The sequence below is a fragment of the Sediminibacterium goheungense genome, from assembly GCF_004361915.1.
Lineage (GTDB): Bacteria > Bacteroidota > Bacteroidia > Chitinophagales > Chitinophagaceae > Sediminibacterium > Sediminibacterium goheungense.
In genome coordinates this window covers 322,131-345,008 of the sequence record NZ_SNWP01000010.1, presented here as the reverse complement: position 1 = coordinate 345,008, position 22,878 = coordinate 322,131, and the positions used below count along the sequence as shown (strand labels likewise).

The following is a 22,878-nucleotide window of genomic DNA, read 5'->3' as shown; positions in this document are numbered from 1 at the left end:
TTAATAAGTCAAAAAACGTCAAATCTGTATATCCTATCAAAGGAGAGATAAGATGAAGAAAGGTTGGAAAGCCGGATAGAAATCATTTTACAAAAGTGATTTAAGCAGGTATTTCCGTCCATAACTACCCCAGCCTGATAGCGAAGATTTTCTCAATTGATCAATGACGCCCGCATAGTTGGCTTTTTTGGCCCTGCCGGGAGCGGGGGGAACCAGTTTTTCCGGTTTGGGTTCAATCATTTCGAGTTTTGTAGCCATAATTGTAAGATTCATTCTGGGTATAGCGATTCCCATAATCATACCGGGTAGTTTTGCATAGGAGAGGGGGCCTCCACTAACAGGTATCTGATCTGTATAAAATGCGATAACGTAAACTGAATCCAGAATGATACCGGTAGCTTTTCGGCAATTAAAACCTGCGATATCTCTTGTTTCACTGGTAATCTGCCATTTGATAAAACGAATAGAATCACTGATGAGAAATGTTTCCTCAAAAACTTTTTGTTTTTTTACAAATGTGCCATTATCTAAATCTGAATACACAATATCATCTGTTGTTTCATCATCACTCCAGAACATGATTTTCTCATTCAGGTCTTTTCCTTTTTCATACAAGGTTTTTCCATCCTTAAAATAAAGATTGAAATAAGTTGTCTGAAATTTGGATATCTTATCCTTAAAACTGTCATAGAAGCTATCTCCTTCTATTTCCTTATGGATGTTAAGTTTTTTCTCAAACTCAATTTTCCCCTGACGGGGAAATTGCACCTGCCCCCGGGTTTGTATACCGAGGAATAATAAGCAGATACTTAAAAAACCAATTTGTAAGATCTGTTTATTCTTCATCGCTGTTTTGTTTTCTGTTTTTACTGAATTTCCACCTGAGAGAGAACATAGTATATCGTTGAACCATATCATATGTACTTTCTGAAATAAAATTACTGCTCACATTTCTGTTAAATCCAATCTGCTGATTTAATAGATCATTGACAGATACCAGTGCGGTAATATCCTGTTTTTTGGACATTTTTTTCTCAAGACTGATGTTCCATATAAAAGCATTGGTACTTCTGTCATTGGGAGAAAGCTTCTGTCTGTAATTAGCCTGAATATTATTGTTGAACTGAAAACCCTGCATAATGGTGTAACTGAAATCAAGATAAATACTTTGTATCCAGTATTGGGTTCGCTGCCCCCGGTTGATCGTAGAGTTAGACCTGGTAAAAGTTGGATTATAGCTCAGATATACATCCATTTTCTTTTCAATATTTTTCGAAAAACTTACGGCAGGTGTCAGGGAAAGAGTATGGGTCGTGTTCTCACTGCCGTTTACAAAGCTCTTGAACCTGCTTCCGCTGATTCTGGGAGACAGACGGTAAGTCATGTCCAAAGCCTTTATCTTTCTTCCAAAGCCCATACTCAGGTAATAATTATAGTTGCCATTTACGTTCACGGTCTGGGTAGTTCTTACACCTTTATTGTCCACTACTGTTTTTGAGCTAAAAGCATTTTCAGTAAAGTTCAAATAAGCCCAAACAGACTTGCTGGCACCGGTTAATACTTTGTAATCACTTAAATCGAAATTGAAAGAATGTGTAAAAGCAGGTTTCAGATTTTGATTACCGATAGTAAGATTTAAAGGATCGGCATTATTCAGGATGGGTTGTAATTGGGCAAGTTGTGGTTGTTGCGTATTGCCACTATAGCTAAAGGAGAAACTGCCTGATTGGGAAAATTTCCACCTTAGATTCGAACTGGGAAAAAAGTTGACAAAATCGCGTGCATAGGATGAATCATTAATAAGATTGGTTTGTTTTAATGAAAGATCCTGAATAGCTAATCCTGCCCTGAGATATATCTTCTTGGTATTGTAAGTATAGGTAAGACCTCCACGATGCGAACTACTTTTAAAAGCAAAATGATTACTGAAACGTGTATTGAGAGAATCGTATTTGCCAGTACTCATCTTTTCCAGTGTTCTGATATTCTGGTCACTGGTAGAAGCATTTAGCGTATAATTAATGTTCAGAGAACTTTTGGTATTAAACGGATGAACATAACTGATCAATCCCTTATAAGAAGTACTGGTGTTATTGTTAAGTTTCAACTGGTCAATGATCTGACTTGAATCGAAAAGTCCATTACTGTAATAGTTGATGGTGTTTTTTAAATAACCGGTATTATCATTAATTGTGTTCGAATATCCTCCATTAATGGTAAGTACTTTAGTTCCTGTTTTATTCAATTTTCGTTTATAAAAAATATCTGCACTTGTCTGGTTGTTGGTTCCATCGGTATTATTACTCCGGGCACTGTTATTCACTAAAGTTTTTTCTTCAGATAAATATTCCGTAGTGCCAAATGAAGATCCACTGCTTTTGGTAAAACCGGCTCTGGCGTTAATGGTGATGGTATTAAAAGAATCAAGGTTAATTTCATTCCTGGTACTAAAACCATGTTTTGATCTGGTACTTCTGTTACTGTTAAATTGGTTATAGTAATAAAGTGTATCAGGTAAAATATATTGAGAATTATTGTAACTGTTACCTGCAATAAACTGTCTGTTGAAACTGTAATTGTTGGCTGTGCTATTTTTAAACCGGCCAAATTTTTTATTTAGCATGAAAGCAGACTGTAAGTTTTCCGGAATACCCTGTGAGTTGAAGAAATTGTAGCTATCGTTTTCGAACATTAAATAGGTCTGGCCATTTTCTTCCACGGGTGAAAATCCTCCGAAATTTTCCATGTCTTCCCAGGTCATGGAGTTGCGACCGGTTCTATCAATTCCAATATATCCACCTGCTTTCATGGTACTGGTAAACCGGTTGGCAGTGGCTTTGCCCTGATAATATTTGTTGAAATCAGAACCGCCTTCTATCCGCCCGAAATATCCTTTTTTGGCATCATCTTTCAATACAATATTGATGGCTTTCTGTTTTTCACCATCATCAATACCGGTTAAAGTAGCCTGATCTGATTTTTTATCAAATAGCTGAATCTGGGCCACATCTTTCTTGTTCAGGTTTTGAGTGGCCATAGTAGGATCGTCTCCAAAAAACTCTTCGCCATCTACATATACTTTCTGAACCTGTTGCCCCTGAGCCGTTATTTCGCCCTTGCTGTTAACTGTAAAGCCCGGTAATATTTTAAGTAAATCTTCAACCGTTGCACCCGGTTTAACCTTAAAACTATCTGCAGTAAAAATCAGGGTATCGCCCTTGAAGCGAATAGGGGCGATTGTTTGTTTTACAATTACCTCCTGTAAAATATGGGCACGTGTGTTTAAGGTGATCTGATTAAAATCTATATCATCATTGGTTTTTAACAGGAGGGTATCCATCATTTCCACATAGCCGGGGTAGCTAACCATAATAATATATCTGCCGGGCAGCAGATCTTTCATGGTAAATGCACCATCTGCTACTGTGCGTACAAACTTTACAAGACTGCTGTCTTTGCGGTCAAGTAGGGTAATAACAGCATCCCGCAGATTTACTTTATTGGTAGTGTCAACAACCTTACCTTTAAGGGAGACGTTTTGTGCAAAAGAGTCTGTAATGGTCAATAAACCGATTACAACTAAAAGGGCAGTCAGTTTTCGCATTGAAGTGAATTGCATTATAGATGCATGTAATATAAAAATGCATAAAAAAATCTTAATAACTAATATTTTAGTTGAAAAATAATGTTAATATTTTTTATAATTTGATTATGAATGTCTTATGAGCGATGAAATGAATAAGCCGAAGAACAGTAATGGGGCTATTACTAATAAAGCGAATAATACATCCGGAACGGATAAGCCGGAGGGTAATAAATATGAAGAATTGCATTTTGTTGATACCAACCAGTCTGTTTGGAACTATTCTTTATTTACTGATGAAGACATTCGAAATTTTCAAAACGGCACTCATTACAGGCTATATGATTTTTTTGGTAACAAGCAGCTTGCAGTACTGAATACCCATGGTACATATTTCGCCGTTTGGGCACCCAATGCCACATTTGTAAGTGTAACCGGTTATTTCAATGAATGGAACAAATCATCGCACCCTTTAAAAGTTCGGCTCGATAATTCCGGGATCTGGGAAGGTTTTATACCCGGTATTCAACAAGGGGAAGCGTATAAATATCATATTCATGGATATAAAGGTATTAAGCTTGATAAAGGAGACCCTTATGCGCATTATTGGGAGAAAAGACCTTACACCGCTTCGATCACATGGCAAACCGATTACCCATGGCAGGATGATGAATGGATGAAAAAAAGGTCAAAACACAACTCACTCAATGCCCCATGGTCAGTATATGAAGTGCATCTGGCGAGCTGGATGCGGCCCGATAAAAACAATGAGGAAGTATACAATACCTATCAGCAAATCACTGAAAGACTGGTCCCCTATATAAAAGAAATGGGGTTTACCCATGTAGAGCTAATGCCCGTAATGGAACATCCCTTTGATGGAAGCTGGGGATACCAGGGTACCGGTTATTTTGCCCCTACATCCCGTTTCGGTTCCCCGCAGGAATATGCTGCAATGGTAGATGCCTTTCATCAGGCCGGAATAGGTGTGATTCTTGATTGGGTTCCTTCACATTTTCCTTATGATGCACATGGACTTTTTATGTTTGATGGTACGCATACCTATGAGTATGCTGATATGCGTAAGGGCTATCACCCAGACTGGAATTCATATATTTTCAATTATAAACGAGGAGAAGTAAAATCTTTTCTGATCAGTAGCGCACGTTTCTGGTGCGACCGTTTTCATACGGATGGGCTAAGGGTAGATGCCGTGAGTTCAATGTTACGGTTGGATTATAGCCGGAACAAAGGACAATGGGAACCCAATGAATTCGGCGGCAATGGTAATCTGGAAGCGATTGCCTTTATCAAAGACCTGAATGAAACACTCTACCGCGATTTCCCGGATATTCAAACCATTGCGGAAGAAGCTACCGACTGGCCCAAAATCAGCAGACCCACTTTTGAAGGTGGTCTTGGCTTTGGTATGAAGTGGATGATGGGCTGGATGCATGATACACTTGATTATTTTAAAATGGATCCTATTTACCGTCAGTTTCATCAGGATAAATTTTCATTCAGCATGATGTATTTCTATGATGAAAACTTTATGCTGCCCCTGAGTCATGATGAAGTAGTACACGGTAAAAGCCCAATGTTATATAAAATGCCCGGTGATGAATGGCAGAAATTTGCCAATCTGCGCATATTATATACTTATATGTTTACCCACCCGGGTGCCAAACTTCTCTTTATGGGTAATGAATTTGCCGCAACCAGTGAATGGAACTATAAAAGCGAGTTGCCATGGGAACTGCTCCAGTTTGTTAGTCATGGGGGTATGAAATATTGTGTACAGAAACTGAATGAACTATACCGGTCAGAACCCGCATTATACGAGAACCAATTTTCTGATGATGGATTTGAATGGGTGGATCTGAACCATCGGAGTGAATCGGTTATGGTATATAAACGAAAGGGCAAGAAAGCCAAAGATGATGTACTGGTAATATTGAATGTAACTCCTGTCGTTAGAAGAGATTGGGAAGTTGATGTGCAGGGTAAAGAAAAATGGTCGGAAATTTTTAATAGCGACAGTAAAGAATTCTGGGGAACGGGTGATGTATTCAATCCGGACATTCCTTCTTTATTAGTCGATAAAAAGGCAAAATATTACAGGTTGAAAGTGCATCTCCCGGCCTTGGGTGCGGTGGTTCTCAAATAAGGGGTAAAGGGTATTGAATTTGAACTGTATCCTGAAATCTGCAACTTGTATTTTTTCTTCGGTGTAACTTTTGAATTTGATTGCCGTTATACCAAAAAACTTATTATGAAACAGCTATTCAGTAGTTTATTCGCACTTACCATGCTATGTTCCTTTGCACTCGGGCAGGAAGTGGTATCTGGTGAGAATACGCAAAAAAGAAATATAGGATCATTTCATGCGGTAAAAACCTCCGCTGGTATTCAGGTAATTCTTACAAAAGGAAGTAAAGAAGAACTGGCGGTAACGGCAAGTGACGCAGATTTGGTTGATAAAATCAAAACAGTGGTAAGTAATGGGGTACTTCGTATCACCCGTGAAAATGATAACTGGCGCTTCTGGGAGAAAAGAAGAAACTGGAAAGTGGTTGTATATGTTTCCTATACCCAGTTAGATGGTCTGGAAGCGAGTAGTGGTGGTTCTATTCAGGCTAAGTCTGTGAGCCTCGATAAACTTACGGCAGATGTTAGCAGTGGCGGTACTATTACATTATCAGGTTCTGCAAATGCATTGTCTGTAGATGGTAGTAGCGGGGGCATTTTCCGTGGATATGACCTGGCTGTTACCAATTGTAAAGCCGATGTGAGCAGTGGTGCTGGCGTACAGGTAACTGTAAACAAAGAAATTTCTGCAGAAGCCAGCAGTGGAGGCTATGTTCGTTTTAAAGGAGATGGTCTGATACGCAATATCAATGTAAGCAGCGGAGGTTCAGTTAAAAGACAGAGCGATAAGTAAGCTTATGGCAAATAGTTCATGGCTAATGGTTGATCGAGGGAGCGCATAATATTCCTGTCCCAGATCAAAGACTATTACCCATGAACTATCTGCTATTTACTAGCAGCTATACCCCATAAGCTATACGCTAAATATGAATACCACCTGCTACTTCAATGCGCTGAGCGTTAACCCATTTAGCATCATCTGAACAAAGAAAAGCAACTACTGTTCCAACATCATCCGGCACACCTACACGGCCAAGTGAAGTGAGGGATGATAGATAGTCTTTCAGTTCCTGGTTATCTCTTACAGCACCTCCACCAAAATCGGTCTCAATAGCCCCGGGAGCTACTACATTCACCCTTATCTTTCTGTTGCCAAGGAATTTGGCCTGGTATTTTGTCAGGGTTTCTACACCGCCTTTCATTGTGGAATAAGCATCATATCCGGTGTAAGTAAACCTGGTGAGACCTGAAGAAATATTCACAATACCACCTCCATCATTCATGAGTGGCAGCAAATGCTGTGTTAGAAAGAAGGGGGCTTTGAGGTGAATATTCATCATGCTGTCGAATTGTTCTTCTGTAGTCTGTGCGAAATCAGCATGAACACCAGATCCGGCATTGTTCACCAAAAAATCGAACCGGTCTGTTTGAAATTCGGCTAATAATGTTTGCTGAATGGTGGTGGTAAATCCTGCGAAAGTTTCAGCTTTTGCAACATCCAGTGCTACTGCAACTGCTTTTCTTCCGGTTGCAGCAATGTCGGCAACCACTTTTTCAGCTTCTGTTTTTTGTTGTTGGTAAGTGATGATCAGATCCAGTCCTTTTTTGGCCAGTTCAATCGCCATGCTTTTGCCCAATCCACGGCTACCACCGGTAACCAGGGCGATTTTTGTTGTAGGAGTCATTTTTGTTGTTTTAAATACAACACAAAATTGACCCCGGTTCAGCGATCTGTTGTTGCGATTATCAGCGTATTATTTGTAAATATCAAATAATTGATCCCGATAATGCAGGGGAGACATATTACTATGCTTTTTGAAAAAATTGGAGAAATGGGCCACTTCTTCAAATCCCAGACTCATAGCAATTTCAGAAATGTTCCAGTTGGTCTGGCGTAAAAGAAGTTTAGCCTCCTGTGCAATACGGCTTGATATAATTTCACTGGTTGTTCTGCCTGTGAACTCTTTTAGCACCTTATTGAGATGATTTACATGTACCTGTAAAGTATCCGCATAGTCTTTTGCGGTTCTCAGACTAAGCACCTGGCTCTGTGTTTCGATGGGGAACTGGCGTTCTAGCAATTCGATAAAAAGAGATGAGATACGGCTGGCGGCATTGATATGGTTGCTGGAAGCTGTAAGGGGTTTTAATTTTTGACCGTTATGGATCAATTCGATTACATAATTTCTCAGTAAATCATATTTAAAAGGATAATCTGATCCGATTTCCTGATGCATCTTATTGAAAATCAATTCAAAATCATTGGCCTGATGAGCTGATAATTCATACACAAAATCACTCCCCGGCTTAAAAATGGGTATTTCATCCAGGAGTATGCCTGAATTAGATTTGGTCAGAAACTCGCGTGTAAACACACAAAAATGACCAGCCTGATGCGTATCGTAAGGTGTATAGCTGTAAGGTAATTTGGGCGTGGCAAAAAGAATGGCATGCTCCTGAATCTCAACCACACGATCGGCATATTCAACTTTGTTTTTTCCTTTAATCAGGCTGATTTTATAATAAGTGCGGCGGTTATAAGGCATTTTGGCTTTTGCGGCACAGGTAGGCTGAAGTTGACTGATATCGAAAACATTAAAAAGGCCGATATCTTTTCCCTGATCCGCATCCAGCATTTTATCGATCTCCGGGCATACTCCTCCAAATATGTCCTTGTAAAATGTTTTAATGGTAATGGGTTCCATGTGATGTTGCGAAATTCAAATAATATGCAAGGTAGGTAATTTGTTGAGCTTTCAGGCAGGTTATTCTTTTCATAAAGATCGGCACATATCCAGGTTCCACATACTGTTCATTTCGAAACGACCGAGTGTTTCAAATCCCAGCTTTTTGTAATAATGAACCGCTGTCAGGTTATTTTCCTGAACACCGCCCCATAACAACACTTTTTTTACCTGCAGCTGTTTCAGATAATCTTCGACGCTATACCAAAGTGTTTTCCCTAACCCTTTATTCCGCCATTCACTGGCCAGCGATGGGGCATACATGGCAGTACTGTTATAATCTGGGTAATACGAATAACTATGGAATCGCAGGAGATCATGTTCAAAATACCCCAGCCTGATAATCGCATAACCTATAATATAAGTACTCCTGTTTTCGATCAGTAAAAAACCTTTGTAGGCTGATGAATGATAGAGTTGTAAGAGCGTCTCGGCAGTAAATGCATGAGGTCCGAAACGTGAACGGGCTTCAGTATCCAGATGGTCTAAATACGATAACAAGTGTGGAAGGTCATTGGATTCCCAGATTTTGCAGGTGTATAGCGTTTCCACATTTCACAGTTTATGCACAAAAAAATGGCGTAACAATTCCTTTACAATTTAATCATTTAAGGGTTATTCAGTTGTAGTCAATTGCAATAAATTATTGTATGGAAACAAAACCATATCGTCTGCTGATGAATGCAGCAGGGCAACTCCTGCAACAGCATGCATTTGATCATTTAACTGATGAGAAACTTGTGCGGATGAGCAGTTGTCTGCACAAACTGATGCAGCCCCTTGTGGCAGCAGAAAAACGTTCAGTTGAAAAAGAATTATTAAATTATTGCCGGGAAGCTAATCTTTTTATTGAAACCGCTACACCGCAATCTTTGCATCAATGGTATGCTGCCATGAGTTGTTTTGGAGAGCCGGTTATGTCTATCCTGGAAGAGGCAGAATGATCCGGAAACAGGTACCCTTGCCGTGTTCGCTCCATTTTACAAACAATTTGCCATTGTGGTACTCTTCCATGATGCGTTTACTCAAAGGCAAGCCAAGACCCCATCCTCTTTTTTTGGTGGTAAAGCCGGGTTTAAAAACTTTATTTAAATGAGTACTTTGAATGCCTTTTCCGCTATCCGTTACATCAATTATCAATCCGTCATTGGTAATATGAGATTCGATACGGATCAAGCCTTTTCCCTCCATTGCATCCAATGCATTTTTTATCAGGTTTTCTATCACCCAGTCAAACAAGGGGGCGCTCAGTAAAGGATTAACTGATAGCGGTTCCGGCGAAAATTCGAACTGTACCTGCGCGCCGGAACGTTTTTTCATGTAAAGGATCATTTGCTCAATCTGATCATAGGGATTCCCTGGTTCAAGTTTCGGTTGACTTCCTATTTTCCCAAAACGATCTGTGATCAATAACAGGCGGTTAACATCTTTTGTTATTTCTGGAATAATGGCTTCATTTTCTTTTTTTTGCTTTAATATTTCCAGCCACCCTTCGAGACTGGAAACTGGTGTGCCCAACTGGTGTGCGGTTTCTCTCGCCATAGAGGCCCATAATTGATTTTGTGCACCCCGGTAATGTGACTGTACAGCCATGATAGCAATGGCGATAAAAAGAGCAACGATAACCAGTTGTATCAGCGGGTATAATTTTACCTCTTTCAATAGCTTGCTTTGTCCGTAATAATAATGATTGGCTGTGTATGGGCTGTCCTTAATTACGAGTACAATTGGTTTATTATTATACCGCCTAAATTCATGTAGTTTTTTTTGTAAATAACCTGGATCAGATTCCACTAAACTACTGTCGAGATTCAGGTAATTTCCTGTAATACTATCTTTTTCAGTGGTTTCAAGAATGGGTATTTCTTTGTTTTCAAAAGAAATAAATGTAGCCAGGTTCAGGCTGGCAGTGTCTGGCGTGTTTAAAATGGTTCGCTGGGCCTCGGCCCAAACAGTCACATATTTTCTTTCTTCTGTGGCAATTTTACCTGCAACATACTGCGAATAAAAAATGGTACCGCTCACCAATATGATGGCGATAGCAACCAATATGATCCGCCAGTTTATGCGCATGGATGATTTTTGTGTTGAAGATAAGGAAAAGGAGGGATGGTGAATGGTCAATGGTGAATTGTCAATATGGATAGTCGAAAAAAATACCATAAAAAACTATTCACCATTGACCATTCACCATTCACAAAAAGGGCCCCTTGCGGAGCCCTTGTATTGATTGCTTGCTTATGAAAATTTTTATTTGAAACTTAGCTGAATAAGCCGCCTTTCTTCAGTGTTTTTACACCTTCGCCAATTTTGAAACCATTATTATAGATCTCAATTTTATAATTGCCTGTCTGGTATTTATCAGACTGTTTCCAGTCGAAGCTTACCGGTGTTACTTTGCCCTGCTCATAGTTAACAGTTACCTTGCTGGTATAGGCTTTTTCACCTTCTTCGCGGGTTACAAATCTTGCACCCTCAGAAATTACTTTTCCGTCTGGCGCAGTTACACAAACATATATGTCTTTACTACCACTTGGGGCAATACGGTTAGGGTCAAGAACAAATGAAATGCGCATCAGGTCTGCGCGTTTTGAAGTGGTGGTTGCTTTCTCTTTACCACCGTTGCGTACATCAATGGCAGTGATGCCAATATTGGAAGCATGAAGCGTAGAAGCTACGTCCACTTTTTCATCCAGCTCTTTTTTAGTAGCCGTAAGGTTCTGCTGAAGGTTCTCTTTATCAGAAGTTAACTGTGTTTTTTCTGTATTCAGTTGTTCATTAGCAGCTGTAAGCTGCTTATTCTCCCCCTGCAGTTTCTCGATTTCTGCAAAGAGTCCGTCGATCTTGCCATTCAGTTCGCTGATCATTTGTTTGGCCTGAGCCAATTCAGCATCAGAAGCATTCTTGCGTTTTAAAATATTGCTGATGCTGCTTTTCATTTTCTGGATTTCAGAACCACGGTCTGCCAAAGCTCCCTGTAGCTGGATATTATTCTGGGTAAGTGAATCTGCTTTAGCAGATACTTCCAGAAACTCCTGCTGAATAGCATTACGGGCACTGTCAACATTGGTAATTTTTGTTTCCAATTGACCAATGGTTTCTTTGGTCTGACTCTTATCGTAGAATATATAGGCCCATGTACCGAGAAGGGCGAAAATCAGGATACCGTATATTACTTTACGGTTGTCTTTTTGCTGTGGTGCAGCGTTTGGATCTGGTGTGTTGAAGCTACTCATAAAAATGAATTTTTCAGTTAACGGATTTTTTAAACTTTTCCTATGCTCAAGGATGTATTATTACTTGATATTGAAACGGTGCCGATGCTGCCATCCTTTGCTGGCATGGATCCTGTATGGCAACGTCTATTCTGCGACAAAATATCTAAAACCGTGCCAGAAGGTACGGAACCTGAAGAATCTTACCGAAAAAAAGCAGGTATACTGGCAGAATTCGGACGTGTCATTTGCATATCAACCGCTTTTTTTTACAAGAACGAATCAGGAGCCTACTGCCTGAAAATTAAGAGTATTTATGGGGATGATGAGGTAGAAATACTGAAGATTTTTACCCAATTATGCGAAAAAATGCAACAGTCGGCTCCCCATTTTCAGTTTGCCGGTCATAATATCCGCGAGTTCGATATTCCATTTATTGGCCGTCGCATGTTGATAAATCATATGTATTTACCCACCTGTTTTCAAATTCAGGACCGCAAACCATGGGAGGTAAAAATGTTTGATACACTCAACTGGTGGAAATTCGGCGACCATAAAAACTATGTTTCGCTCGATCTGCTGGCACATGTGCTCGACATTCCCAGTTCTAAAACTGATATGGATGGCAGCATGGTGCAGGATGTATATTATATTGACAGGGATATCAAACGTATCGTACAGTACTGCGAAAGAGATGTGATCGTAACGGCAAATATTATACTCAGATTTCTGCACCAACCCCTGTTAAAGCAGGAAAATATTGTAGTGGTAACTAGCTAATAACAATTTAAGTGAAAAATCTTCGTTGTAAATACAACAAAGCCCTATTACCATTGGCCATTCACGATTCACCAATGTTCATAACTAAACCCTCAATCTTTTTTTAAATCCTTCATCAACCATCATCTTTGCACCCATGTCGGCCGAAAAGATCATATCAGAGTGGAAAAAAGGAAATTTCAAGCCTATTTACTGGTTGGAAGGAGAAGAATCATACTTTATTGATCAGGTGGTAAATTATGCCGAGCACAAAATACTTCCCGAGTCTGAGGCCGGATTTAACCTTACCGTTTTTTATGGGAAAGATGCTGATTGGACTGCAGTTGTAAATGCCTGCAGACGCTATCCGATGTTTGCAGAAAGACAGGTGGTTATCCTGAAGGAAGGACAGCAGATGAGGGATATTGATAAGCTGGAACCTTATATTGAAAACCCGTTGACTTCAACGGTTTTTGTGGTAAGCTATAAAGATAAAAAGGTTGACGGTCGTTCAAAACTCGCCAAAACCCTGAAGGCAAAAGGGGAAATGCTGACAACCAAAAAAATGTATGAAAGTCAGTTGCCTGAATGGACAATGGGTATTGTGAAGAACCATGGGCTTACCATTCACCAGAAAGCATTGATGTTACTGGTAGACCATGTTGGTAATGACTTAAGCCGTATTGAAAATGAAATTGAAAAATTAGCCGTAAATCTTGCAGGCAGAACCAATATAACCGAAGACGATATTGAAAAGTATATCGGTATTAGTAAAGAGTTTAATGTTTTTGAATTGCAGGAAGCTATCGGCCGAAAGGATCTTTCAAAAACCATTCGCATCATTCAATATTTTGAGGCCAACCCCAAAGCTGCACCTATACAGCAGGTATTGCCTGCCCTGTACAATTATTTCAGCAAAGTTTATATGCTGTTTGGCTTACAGAATCCCGACGAAAAGACGGCTGCCACTACAATTGGTGTAAATCCATATTTTATTAAAGATTACCTCAGCTCTGCACGTAAGTATGAGTATACAGGCGTTGAACGCGTGTTATTGCTACTTCATCAGTACAATCTCCGTAGTGTTGGCGTTTATGATTCTGGTACTTCGGATGCGGGGCTTATGAAAGAAATGGTAGTGAAAATGATGAACTGATAGAGTCAGTAGTGAGTAGTCAGTAGTGAGTACTGAGTAAAGAAAACCACTCACTACTCACTCACAGTCTCAGTAAAGCAACTGCATCGGCTTTATCCCTGCCTAGTTGTGCTTTTAGCGCTTCCAGCCCGTCGAATTTAATTTCGTTTCTTAACTGTTGCCGTACATGGATACGTAGCTGTTCGCCGTAGATATTGTCGTTAAAATCAAAGATATTTACCTCAATTACTCTTTTTTTACCGTCTACAGTGGGGCGTAATCCAATATTCATCATGCCACCATAGGTTTTATCTGTTATTTGAACCTGTACCGCATATACGCCATTTCCTGGGATGAGTTTTTCCTCGCTCCCAATATGAAGATTGGCAGTAGGGTAACCAATGGTGCGTCCGAGCTGATTACCTTCCACCACCAGACCTTCAAAAAAATATGGATAGCCCAGTGCTGCATTGGCTGTAGCAATATCATTTTCAATAATGGCCTTTCTGATCCTTGTAGAACTAACGGCAATCTCATGTAAGAGTTGCTCCGGAATTTCTTTTACGGCAAACCCAAGTTCCTGACCATATTTTTCCAGCAAATGATAATCACCTGTTCTGCCTTTACCAAACCGATGGTCGTAGCCGATAATGATGGTATGAGGGTTGAAGTATTTATATAAAAAATCGACAATGTATTCTTCGGCAGACTGATTGGCAAAATGGTGGTCAAATGGTACTACTACTAAATGATCAATACCCGCCTTCTCCAAAAGAAATTTTTTTTCAGCCTGGGTATTCAGTAGCTTAACGTCACCCGGAACCGAAGAAACAATTTTACGTGGATGGGGATGAAAAGTAACAATAACCGTTTCTCCACCTATTTTGGTTGCTTCTTCTTTTAACTGGCTTAATATCTGCTGGTGTCCTTTGTGTACACCATCAAAAGTACCAATGGTAATCACTGCATTTCTAAATTCAGGTAAGGAACCCGCCAGCTCACGATGTACTTTCATAACAACTGTAAAGGTAGGAAAAACTACAATGTAAGCTCCGGGCTGAAGTTCTCCGGATAAGCAGTGGTAAACCTAATCCTCAAATCCTCACCAAACCTTACCTTTGTGCCTATCAGAAATGGAACCACTGCGTTCATTTCCAAATTTCCAAATTTCCAAATTTTCAAATTCGCAATGTCGCTCTATTCCCAACGTGGTGTTTCGGCACAAAAAGAAGAAGTACATGCTGCCATACAAAAACTCGATCAGGGCTTGTATGCACATGCTTTCTGCAAAATATATCCTGATTTTCTTTGTAATGATGATGCTTATGTAAATATTATGCATGCCGATGGTGCAGGTACCAAAAGTATATTGGCTTATCTCTACTGGAAAGAAACAGGAGATATTACCATTTGGGAAGGTATTGCCCGAGATGCTGTGGCCATGAATCTGGATGATCTGTTATGTATAGGAGTAACAGATCAGTTATTATTTTCGTCCACCATCGATAGAAATAAATTACGCATACCCGGTGAGGTATTACAGGCCGTAATCAATGGTACACAGGCTTTCTTTGATCAGCTAAAAACCTATGGCGTTAATATTCATTACCTGGGTGGTGAAACGGCTGATGTGGGAGATGTTGTGAGAACCATCGCTGTGAATGGTACCATGACCAGCAGATGGCCCAAGGAAAAACTGATTACCAATGAGAAAATTGCATCAGGCGACGTAATCGTTGGTTTTGCAAGCGCCGGTAAAGCTTTATATGAACATGAATACAATAGTGGCCTGGGTAGTAACGGATTAACCAGTGCCCGCCACGATGTTTTGTCGAAAGAATACGCAGAAAAATATCCGGAAACATTTGAAACATCACTCTCTGAAGCAGTTGTGTATATCGGTAGAAATAAAATGACAGAAACCATTGAGGTGCCCGGTTTTGGAGATTTGCAGGTAGGAAAGCTACTCCTGAGCCCAACCCGAACCTATGCTCCGTTGGTGAAACAATTGCTCGATCAGTATTTTCATCAGATACATGGAATGATACATTGCAGCGGCGGGGGGCAGACAAAATGTATGAAATACCTGCCACAGGCATATAAAATTGTGAAAGACAACTTATTTGAAGCTCCGCCGATCTTTCAACTGATACAGCAAAATTCAGGTGCCGATATGCGTGAAATGTATCAGGTTTTCAACATGGGCCATCGTCTCGAAATCTTTACAAATGCGGTTACCGCCACATCTATGATTGAAATAGCCGCAAAACTGGGTATCGAAGCCAAGATAGTAGGCAGGGTGGAAGCAGCCGAAAAAGCCAGCCTGCATTTACATACATCCGCAGGAGAAATCATTTATGAATATTAACAGGATCAAAACCTGTTGATCCTTATTTTTGAGTTAGACCAGAAAGTCGTTTTAGAAATTGTAATTTAGAACCATGTCAGAAACAGTCGTATCCATCCATAATGCCAAAATTTATCAGGGAGGTAGTCTCATATTAGATGATGTAAATTTCTCGGTAAATAAAGGCGAATTTGTATACCTCGTAGGAAAAACAGGTACTGGTAAAAGTAGTCTGTTAAAAACTTTATACGGTGAACTTCCACTAACGGAAGGCAGTGCTTCTGTGGTTGGTTTTAACCTTCGAGATATGGATTGGAAAAAAGTACCTTTTCTCCGGAGGAACCTGGGTGTCGTATTCCAGGATTTTCAGCTGCTGACAGACAGAAATGTACACGAGAACCTGCGCTTTGTATTAAAAGCGACCGGCTGGCAGGACGAGAAACTGATTGAAGAAAAAATCAATGATGTTCTTGACAAAGTAGGACTGAAAAGCAAGGGTTTCAAAATGCCTTTTGAAATGAGTGGTGGAGAGCAACAGCGTGTAGATATTGCCCGGGCCCTGTTGAATTCACCTAAACTTATACTTGCCGACGAGCCTACCGGCAACCTCGACCCGGAAACAAGTGATGAAATCATGCAACTACTTATTCAGATTGCCCGTGATTATGGTACCGCTGTTATTATGGCTACCCATGATTTCATTGTCATCAACCGTTATCCATCACGTATCCTGAAAACTGAAAAAGGAAAAGTAATGGACAGCGCCGCTGTATAAACCCATTCAATAGCAGAAATCAGATAACCCCAATTCTCTTTATTAGCGTAACCCCAATACTTTTAGTGACCGAACTTGAAAGACATTCCCTCATCTTCAAATTTTCAAATTTCCAAATTTGAAAATTAGGTATTCCCCCAAATCCACCCCACCTGTTTCCTGGCATTTCTTTCATTATTAAAAAGGCGGGATGTAATATCTTTTCTTAGTGCAGTCGCTTCTTTGCTGAAAGGAGTAGAGAACAGACTTTCTGTTTGCGTAATAAATTCATCGGCGCTTTCAGCAACATGACAGACTGGCTCAAGACCGGAATGGTTAACCGTGGCTTTGTTTACGAGACAGTGTCTGCCATTAAAAATGGCATTTACCAGTTTTATTTTAATACCTGTATTTGTATAAGACGGTAAAATATTAACCTGCGCTTTGGCAATCATATCCTGCATTTCTCTTTCTGAAGGGTTGGCAACCAAACAGGTGTGTCCCATACTGTGGGCCAGTTCTTCCAGCTTTCGGGATGGATTTTGCCCGGCAATCACAAATGGAATTTGCGCCTTGCTGAAAACTTTCTCCAGTAACCAGGTGGCAGCTTTTTCATTCGTATCAACACTTAGGTCGCCATGATAAAGACAATAAGTACCCATGCCCTTTTTTTCTTCTATTACCCAGTTATCGGGAATATAAAGAGGTAAGTGTTCTATATCAGCGCCAAGTTCCTTTCTATATACTTCATCATCAGCCTCCGTCATACCCCAGAAAATACCTTTGGAGGCAATTTTTCTTTCATAGGCTTTCAGCATGAGGCTTTCTCTTTTATAATAAAGTTTCCTGAATGCTGAACCGGCATGCTGACAGAGTTCCTGGTAATACTGATATTCTACATTATGAAGTCTTACAAAAAGTCCCCGGTTTTTAAAACGCTCATCCATAATGGGGTAAGTGCTATGTACGCCTTCCATCAAAATCGGGTACTGATCTTTTAAGAGGTTTTGTAACAGTTCTTCATTTTTTCTGGATGCAACGATATAGGGCAGAGAGGTAGAAATACCTTTATGCCCTGTAAAACGCTGATAATAATAAACCGAACTGCAATACTGATTTAACTCAGGTTGTTCGCCCCGGCCATAGTCAAAACAATGCAGGTGAATATGAATACCCTGTGCATGTAATGCCTTCAGCTTATAGAAAACATCATAGATACCTCCCTGGTTCACGGGAAAGGGAACGGTATAAGAAATAATGTGAAGATGTTTTTCCATTAGGGTAATGAGTTGTAAAAACGGATCAGCTTTTGCGATTCCTGTTCCCAGTTCAATACAGAACGTGCTTTCAGGGCGTTTTGTTGTAATTTTTCATATAATACACTGTCGGCCAGTAGATTGTTCAGAGCTGCTGCAATTGATTGGCTATCGGTATTGTCGATCATAAGGGCAAAGCCAAATTCATCATTGATGCGCTTATATTCAGGATAGTTTACGCAGATTTGAGGGATTCCTGCCATCATATAGTCAAAAAAGCGGTTGGCAAGCGACTGGTATTGATTGAGTCCCTTTTGGTCGAAAAGTGTCAGTCCAATATAAGCCTGCTGTGTAGTTTCCCGGAGTGCAAGGGGGGTAAGATATCCTTTGCATTCGATTTTATTTTCCAGATGATAATGCTTTATCAGTTTTTGGGTCTCTTCAAAATAGTTGCCTTTACCACAAATAACCAATGGAGCAATGACATCACGCATGGCAGGTACCAGGGTATCAAAACAACGTCCTTCATTTACAGACCCCTGGTATAATATAAACTTGTTTTTTTCAACATCTGTCAATGAGTATTCAACTGGTAAATTTCTTATAATATCATACTGAATATCATATTGTTGTTGAAGCCAGTTAGATATAAACTCATTGACTGTATAACCGTACTTAAATCTTTTTACGGCAAACTTTTCAATCCATAACCATATGCGGTGGATACCTGGGCGCCTGACAACTTCAAATTGTTCTGTAAACAATTCATGCGCATCGTATACCCTTATTTGCTTTTTGATGATGGAAGAGAAATAACAGGGCAATACGGTATCCAGGTCAATGGCACAAACAATATCGGCCCTGTTAGTCAGTAAAAATAGCAGCAGGCGTATATTGTACTCCACGTAAAACAAGGGGCCTTTGTTCCAAAAGCAGAAAATCCGCCGCTGATCAAAAGCCTGTTTGGTTAAAGGAATCGCGTCTTTTCGCTTTCTGCCTACCAGTAATACCTGATAGCCGTTGCTGGCCAGTGTGTCACAAATGCGTTGCATCCGCTGGTCGTAGGAGAGGTCGTTGGTAACTGTAAAAATGATCCGCTTCAACATAGCTTCTAATCCAACAAATATACTGTTTGAATAAACGGTAGCAACGGTGTTTATTGGTGCGTTATTTTAGTCGATTTGACTTCTTTAAAATGCTGAATGTCAATAAATTACAGTATTTTTATCGTTGATTTTTTTTTCACGGATCCTTTTTCTCCACCTATTATACACAACCCCATAATCTTTCCTGAAAATACAGCCCTTTTCCTGTATGTTCGCAGGTACTAAACAGAGGAAAAGTGAGATTAAAATCATTAGAAATCAAAGGGTTCAAAAGTTTTGCTGATAAAACTGTAGTGAGTTTTGATGAAGGTATAACCGGCATCATCGGTCCGAACGGTTGCGGTAAGAGTAATATCATCGATAGTATTCGCTGGGTAATAGGTGAACAAAAAATATCTGCTCTGAGAAGTGAAAACCTGGAAGCACTGGTTTTCAACGGAAGTAAGACAAGAAGTCCAAGCGGACTGGCAGAAGTAAGTCTCACTTTTGAAAACACAAAGAATCTGCTCCCTACAGAATTCAGTACGGTAACAGTAACCCGTCGCTTTTATAAAAACGGAGAAAGCGAATATCGCCTGAACGATGTTACCTGCCGTTTGAAGGATATTCATAATCTCTTTCTCGATACCGGTGTAAGTACTGATAGTTATGCCATCATTGAACTGGGTATGGTGGATGATATTATTAAAGATAAAGAGAACAGCCGTCGTCGTATGCTAGAGCAGGCAGCTGGTATCACCATCTATAAAACCAGAAAGAAAGAAGCCAAGAACAAACTCGATGCAACTGAACAGGATCTTGCGCGTATTGAAGATTTACTGTTTGAAATCAATAACCAGTTAAAAACACTGGAGAACCAGGCGAAAAAGGCAGAGAAATATTACGAAATCAAGAAAGAATACAAAGAAGTATCTGTTGAACTGGCAAAAGCAGCACTGGAAGGTTTTAATATTACCTATAAAGAACTGAATGAGCAGCAGGAACTGGAGATCAATAAAAAAGTACAGCTCGATGCGGAGATTGCAGTTGAGGAAGCCGCTATTGAACAGGAGAAAGTAGGTTTTATTGAAAAAGAAAGGGCTTTACAAAGTATGCAGCATGAGTTTAATGACCTGTTGCAGAACCTGCGAAGCAAAGAAAATGAAAGAAACCTGGCTACCCAGAAGTTACATTACCTGAAAGAAAAGGAAACCAGCTTAAAAGATTTTCTGGAAAAAGCATCTGGTCAGTTGAAAACCATCGGCGACTCAATCGAATACACGCAGATGCAGGTTGGCGAAGAAGAGACTAAATTGATAGAACTGCAGGATAGGGTAGAAACAGCCAAACTGGATATAGAAGATAAGCGCCGTCTTTTCGACGAACGTAGAAGTGGTGTGGATACTTTACGTAACCAGTACCAGCAGATCCAGCGTAACCAGTTTGATGCGGAAAAGAAAGTGGCCGTAGCAGATACTTCTATCCAGAACCTGCAAAGGGCACAGGCGCAGTTAAATGAGGAAAAACAGAACCGTGAATTGCAGCTTGAGCAATTACAAAAAGAACTCGCTGAAAAAGAAGAAAGTCTCGAAGCGCGCCGTATAGACCTTCAGCAATTGCAGGAGCAGCATGAGCGTACCCGCGAAAATATTTTTGAAACGCAGGCACAACTGGAAGTATTGCGCAATGAACTGGCAGAAGAAAACCGTAAGCTCGATGCCAAGCGTAATGAGTACAATCTGTTGAAAAGTCTGATAGATTCCATGGAAGGATACCCCGAGAGCATCAAGTTCCTGCACAAGAATCCGGATTGGAACCATTCAGCACCCATACTTTCTGATATTATATATGTAAAAGAAGAATTCAGAGCAGCAGTTGAAAATGTACTGGAACCATACCTGAACTATTATGTGGTAAATAACCTGCAGGAAGGATTACAGGCAGTACATTTACTGGATGCCAACAGCAAAGGGAAAGCCAATTTCTTTATGCTGGAGAAATTCGCAGACCTCCGTGTGGAAACACACCAGCCATCAAATACCATCCGTGCGATGGATGTAATTGAGGTAGACGAGCAATTCCGCAAACTGGCAGAATACCTGTTGGGTAATGTATACATCGCAGAAAACGAGGAAGCTATCGCAAACAGCAATGGTGCAGTGGTATTGGAGAAGACAGGTAAATATGTGAAAGGAAAGTATACCCTGACAGGCGGCAGTGTAGGTTTATTTGAAGGAAAGAAAATTGGTCGTGCCAAAAACCTGGAAAAACTGGCTGAAGAAATTCAGGATCAAGAATCAGTGGTAAGTCTGCTCAAAGCCGATATTCAGGCAAAACACAATGAGGTCATTGCATTTAATGAGCAGTTGAAGGAAAACGCCATCAAGCAGACCGAGCAGGAAATTAACCAGCTTACCAATCAGTTATTTGCTACTAAAAATCGTATTGAGAACCTGCAGGCAGCACAACAAAATGCTTTTCAACGTTTAGCTGATATTGAAGCCCGCCTTCAGGATGAGCAGGATGCCATTGCTACTACCAGAGAGGCATTACATGAACTGAACGATCAGTTATTACAGACAGGTGAGCAGATGAAACTGGTAGAGCAGGATTATCAACTTGCTGAACAGGAATACAATTATGCATCGGTACAATATAATGAAACCAATCTTCAGTTAACCCGTCAGCAGAGCAAGATTACGGCTCTTAAGCAGGAAATGGTGTTCAAAGAAAATCAGCTGAGTGAATTACACCAGCAGATCGAAAGCAATACCTCACAGCTATCTGAAGCGAGCGGAAATATTGAAGAAGGGGAGAAAGCCTTAATTGGATCGGAAGAGCTGTTGATTGAATTGATGCGTAAAAAAGAAGAAGAAGAGAAAAAGCTCAATGAAGCCGATCAGGCATACTATAACCTTCGCAACGCCCTGCAGGAAAAAGAAAGTGAGTTAAGGCTGAAAGTGAAGAGCAAGGAAATGATTGACCATCTCGTCACAGAGATCAAAGACAGGTTGAATGAACTGAAACTGCAGCTGGCAGGTATGAAAGAAAGGCTGAGTGTAGAGTTCAAAGTGGAATTGGATGAAATTCTGGATCAGGCACGCACTACCGAAACATCACTGGAGGAATTGCAGGCTACCAGCGATCGTATGAAGAAGCGATTGGAAAATATGGGTGAAGTAAACCCAACAGCTATAGAGGCCTTCATGGAAATGAAAAAGCGTTACGAGTTCATTCTGGAACAAAAGAATGACCTTGTTTCAGCGAAAGAAAGCCTGCTGCAAACCATTCAGGAAGTGGAAGCAACCGCTAACCAGCAATTCCTCGATACCTTTAATCAGGTACGTGAGAACTTCCAGAAAGTTTTTAAAGCCTTGTTTACAGAAGAAGATACGGCAGATATGGTACTCGTAGATCCTACCAATCTGGCAGAAACAGGAATAGAAATCATAGCCAAGCCTAAAGGAAAACGTCCTTCGTCCATTACACAATTGAGCGGGGGAGAGAAAACACTTACAGCAACTGCTTTACTGTTTTCCATCTACCTTATTAAACCGGCACCTTTCTGTATCCTCGATGAGGTGGATGCACCACTGGATGATGCCAACGTAGGCAAATTCACACAGATGATCAAGAAGTTCAGCGATAACTCACAATTCATTATAGTAACCCATAATAAACAAACCATGGGTGCTGTAGATGTGATCTATGGTGTAACCATGCAGGAACCCGGCGTGAGTAAACTGGTTCCCGTAGATTTTAGAAGTCTATCGAACTAAGATAAGCAGTGTATTAGTGAGTAGTGAGTAGTCAGTAGTTAACTTATGGAGTTAGATCTTTTTACTCACTACT

General features: G+C 40.3%; 18 protein-coding genes. 8 read left to right on the top strand and 10 right to left on the bottom strand.

The window, feature by feature from the left end; genetic code table 11:
- Positions 1 to 87: 87 nt before the first annotated feature.
- Together BC659_RS01530 and BC659_RS01525 are read right to left on the bottom strand one after the other, a co-directional pair.
- The gene (locus BC659_RS01530; RefSeq protein WP_162847320.1) at positions 88 to 846 is read right to left on the bottom strand and encodes a GLPGLI family protein; all 759 of its coding nucleotides are present in this window, start codon (positions 844 to 846) and stop codon (positions 88 to 90) included.
- Positions 836 to 3,604 carry a TonB-dependent receptor gene (locus BC659_RS01525; protein ID WP_162847319.1) on the bottom strand — a complete coding sequence of 923 codons (2,769 nt, stop codon included), beginning with the start codon at positions 3,602 to 3,604 and terminating at the stop codon, positions 836 to 838. Before BC659_RS01525 ends, BC659_RS01530 begins: the two co-directional genes overlap by 11 nt.
- A 130-nt stretch (positions 3,605 to 3,734) precedes the next feature.
- Between BC659_RS01525 and glgB the strand changes: the two genes are divergently transcribed.
- Both glgB and BC659_RS01515 read left to right on the top strand, forming a co-directional pair.
- Entirely contained in the window at positions 3,735 to 5,750 is a 2,016-nt protein-coding gene (gene glgB / locus BC659_RS01520; RefSeq protein ID WP_133472817.1) for a 1,4-alpha-glucan branching protein GlgB, read from the top strand.
- 105 nt (positions 5,751 to 5,855) lie between these two features.
- The gene (locus BC659_RS01515; protein WP_133472816.1) at positions 5,856 to 6,524 is read left to right on the top strand and encodes a head GIN domain-containing protein; all 669 of its coding nucleotides are present in this window, start codon (positions 5,856 to 5,858) and stop codon (positions 6,522 to 6,524) included.
- A 127-nt stretch (positions 6,525 to 6,651) separates the two neighbouring features.
- On the opposite strand, the gene BC659_RS01510 is transcribed toward BC659_RS01515, so the two are convergent.
- The 3 genes from BC659_RS01510 to BC659_RS01500 form a co-directional block, all read right to left on the bottom strand.
- Positions 6,652 to 7,416, bottom strand: coding sequence for an SDR family NAD(P)-dependent oxidoreductase (locus tag BC659_RS01510; RefSeq protein ID WP_133472815.1), 765 nt, complete (start codon positions 7,414 to 7,416; stop codon positions 6,652 to 6,654).
- Positions 7,417 to 7,485: 69 nt separating this feature from the next.
- Positions 7,486 to 8,436, bottom strand: coding sequence for a helix-turn-helix domain-containing protein (locus tag BC659_RS01505; RefSeq protein ID WP_133472814.1), 951 nt, complete (start codon positions 8,434 to 8,436; stop codon positions 7,486 to 7,488).
- A 69-nt stretch (positions 8,437 to 8,505) separates the two neighbouring features.
- Positions 8,506 to 9,027 carry a GNAT family N-acetyltransferase gene (locus BC659_RS01500; RefSeq protein WP_133472813.1) on the bottom strand — a complete coding sequence of 174 codons (522 nt, stop codon included), beginning with the start codon at positions 9,025 to 9,027 and terminating at the stop codon, positions 8,506 to 8,508.
- Between the two features lie 98 nt (positions 9,028 to 9,125).
- Here BC659_RS01500 and BC659_RS01495 point away from each other — a divergent pair, with 98 nt between their 5' ends.
- Positions 9,126 to 9,419: a hypothetical protein gene (locus tag BC659_RS01495; RefSeq protein ID WP_133472812.1), complete on the top strand. Its 294-nt coding sequence runs from the start codon at positions 9,126 to 9,128 to the stop codon at positions 9,417 to 9,419.
- Here the strand turns inward: BC659_RS01495 and BC659_RS01490 are convergent.
- On the bottom strand, positions 9,397 to 10,548 hold the full coding sequence (locus tag BC659_RS01490) for a sensor histidine kinase (protein WP_133472811.1): 1,152 nt from the start codon (positions 10,546 to 10,548) through the stop codon (positions 9,397 to 9,399). The genes BC659_RS01495 and BC659_RS01490 overlap by 23 nt on opposite strands.
- 188 nt (positions 10,549 to 10,736) lie before the next feature.
- Complete coding sequence (locus BC659_RS01485; protein WP_133472810.1) at positions 10,737 to 11,711, bottom strand: coiled-coil domain-containing protein; 975 nt, start codon at positions 11,709 to 11,711, stop codon at positions 10,737 to 10,739.
- Between the two features lie 42 nt (positions 11,712 to 11,753).
- Between BC659_RS01485 and BC659_RS01480 the strand changes: the two genes are divergently transcribed.
- Together BC659_RS01480 and holA are read left to right on the top strand one after the other, a co-directional pair.
- Positions 11,754 to 12,470 (top strand): ribonuclease H-like domain-containing protein, encoded by a 717-nt coding sequence (locus BC659_RS01480; RefSeq protein WP_133472809.1) that lies wholly within the window; start codon positions 11,754 to 11,756, stop codon positions 12,468 to 12,470.
- A gap of 136 nt (positions 12,471 to 12,606) precedes the next feature.
- Positions 12,607 to 13,605 carry a DNA polymerase III subunit delta gene (holA, locus tag BC659_RS01475; RefSeq protein ID WP_133472808.1) on the top strand — a complete coding sequence of 333 codons (999 nt, stop codon included), beginning with the start codon at positions 12,607 to 12,609 and terminating at the stop codon, positions 13,603 to 13,605.
- A 61-nt stretch (positions 13,606 to 13,666) separates the two neighbouring features.
- On the opposite strand, the gene BC659_RS01470 is transcribed toward holA, so the two are convergent.
- The gene (locus BC659_RS01470; protein ID WP_133472807.1) at positions 13,667 to 14,599 is read right to left on the bottom strand and encodes a bifunctional riboflavin kinase/FAD synthetase; all 933 of its coding nucleotides are present in this window, start codon (positions 14,597 to 14,599) and stop codon (positions 13,667 to 13,669) included.
- A gap of 174 nt (positions 14,600 to 14,773) precedes the next feature.
- Between BC659_RS01470 and BC659_RS01465 the strand changes: the two genes are divergently transcribed.
- The gene (locus tag BC659_RS01465; RefSeq protein ID WP_133472806.1) at positions 14,774 to 15,952 is read left to right on the top strand and encodes an AIR synthase related protein; all 1,179 of its coding nucleotides are present in this window, start codon (positions 14,774 to 14,776) and stop codon (positions 15,950 to 15,952) included.
- A gap of 73 nt (positions 15,953 to 16,025) precedes the next feature.
- Positions 16,026 to 16,706, top strand: a complete 681-nt coding sequence (locus tag BC659_RS01460; RefSeq protein ID WP_133472805.1) for a cell division ATP-binding protein FtsE — start codon at positions 16,026 to 16,028, stop codon at positions 16,704 to 16,706.
- A 125-nt stretch (positions 16,707 to 16,831) separates the two neighbouring features.
- On the opposite strand, the gene BC659_RS01455 is transcribed toward BC659_RS01460, so the two are convergent.
- Together BC659_RS01455 and BC659_RS01450 are read right to left on the bottom strand one after the other, a co-directional pair.
- Positions 16,832 to 17,962, bottom strand: coding sequence for a glycosyltransferase family 4 protein (locus tag BC659_RS01455; protein WP_133472804.1), 1,131 nt, complete (start codon positions 17,960 to 17,962; stop codon positions 16,832 to 16,834).
- Positions 17,962 to 19,047, bottom strand: coding sequence for a glycosyltransferase family 4 protein (locus BC659_RS01450; RefSeq protein WP_246027063.1), 1,086 nt, complete (start codon positions 19,045 to 19,047; stop codon positions 17,962 to 17,964). The genes BC659_RS01455 and BC659_RS01450 overlap by 1 nt, the downstream gene beginning before the upstream one ends.
- 236 nt (positions 19,048 to 19,283) lie before the next feature.
- On the opposite strand from BC659_RS01450, the gene smc reads away from it, so the two are divergent.
- The gene (smc, locus tag BC659_RS01445; RefSeq protein ID WP_133472803.1) at positions 19,284 to 22,805 is read left to right on the top strand and encodes a chromosome segregation protein SMC; all 3,522 of its coding nucleotides are present in this window, start codon (positions 19,284 to 19,286) and stop codon (positions 22,803 to 22,805) included.
- Positions 22,806 to 22,878 lie beyond the last annotated feature (73 nt).

What these genes read in the sequence shown, in the direction of transcription:
- BC659_RS01530 (WP_162847320.1), bottom strand. Translation starts at nt 846, where the DNA reads ATGAAGAATAAACAGATCTTACAAATTGGTTTTTTAAGTATCTGCTTA.
- BC659_RS01525 (WP_162847319.1), bottom strand. Translation starts at nt 3,604, where the DNA reads ATGCGAAAACTGACTGCCCTTTTAGTTGTAATCGGTTTATTGACCATT.
- glgB (WP_133472817.1), top strand. Translation starts at nt 3,735, where the DNA reads ATGAATAAGCCGAAGAACAGTAATGGGGCTATTACTAATAAAGCGAAT.
- BC659_RS01515 (WP_133472816.1), top strand. Translation starts at nt 5,856, where the DNA reads ATGAAACAGCTATTCAGTAGTTTATTCGCACTTACCATGCTATGTTCC.
- BC659_RS01510 (WP_133472815.1), bottom strand. Translation starts at nt 7,416, where the DNA reads ATGACTCCTACAACAAAAATCGCCCTGGTTACCGGTGGTAGCCGTGGA.
- BC659_RS01505 (WP_133472814.1), bottom strand. Translation starts at nt 8,436, where the DNA reads ATGGAACCCATTACCATTAAAACATTTTACAAGGACATATTTGGAGGA.
- BC659_RS01495 (WP_133472812.1), top strand. Translation starts at nt 9,126, where the DNA reads ATGGAAACAAAACCATATCGTCTGCTGATGAATGCAGCAGGGCAACTC.
- BC659_RS01490 (WP_133472811.1), bottom strand. Translation starts at nt 10,548, where the DNA reads ATGCGCATAAACTGGCGGATCATATTGGTTGCTATCGCCATCATATTG.
- BC659_RS01485 (WP_133472810.1), bottom strand. Translation starts at nt 11,711, where the DNA reads ATGAGTAGCTTCAACACACCAGATCCAAACGCTGCACCACAGCAAAAA.
- BC659_RS01480 (WP_133472809.1), top strand. Translation starts at nt 11,754, where the DNA reads ATGCTCAAGGATGTATTATTACTTGATATTGAAACGGTGCCGATGCTG.
- holA (WP_133472808.1), top strand. Translation starts at nt 12,607, where the DNA reads ATGTCGGCCGAAAAGATCATATCAGAGTGGAAAAAAGGAAATTTCAAG.
- BC659_RS01470 (WP_133472807.1), bottom strand. Translation starts at nt 14,599, where the DNA reads ATGAAAGTACATCGTGAGCTGGCGGGTTCCTTACCTGAATTTAGAAAT.
- BC659_RS01465 (WP_133472806.1), top strand. Translation starts at nt 14,774, where the DNA reads ATGTCGCTCTATTCCCAACGTGGTGTTTCGGCACAAAAAGAAGAAGTA.
- BC659_RS01460 (WP_133472805.1), top strand. Translation starts at nt 16,026, where the DNA reads ATGTCAGAAACAGTCGTATCCATCCATAATGCCAAAATTTATCAGGGA.
- BC659_RS01455 (WP_133472804.1), bottom strand. Translation starts at nt 17,962, where the DNA reads ATGGAAAAACATCTTCACATTATTTCTTATACCGTTCCCTTTCCCGTG.
- BC659_RS01450 (WP_246027063.1), bottom strand. Translation starts at nt 19,047, where the DNA reads ATGTTGAAGCGGATCATTTTTACAGTTACCAACGACCTCTCCTACGAC.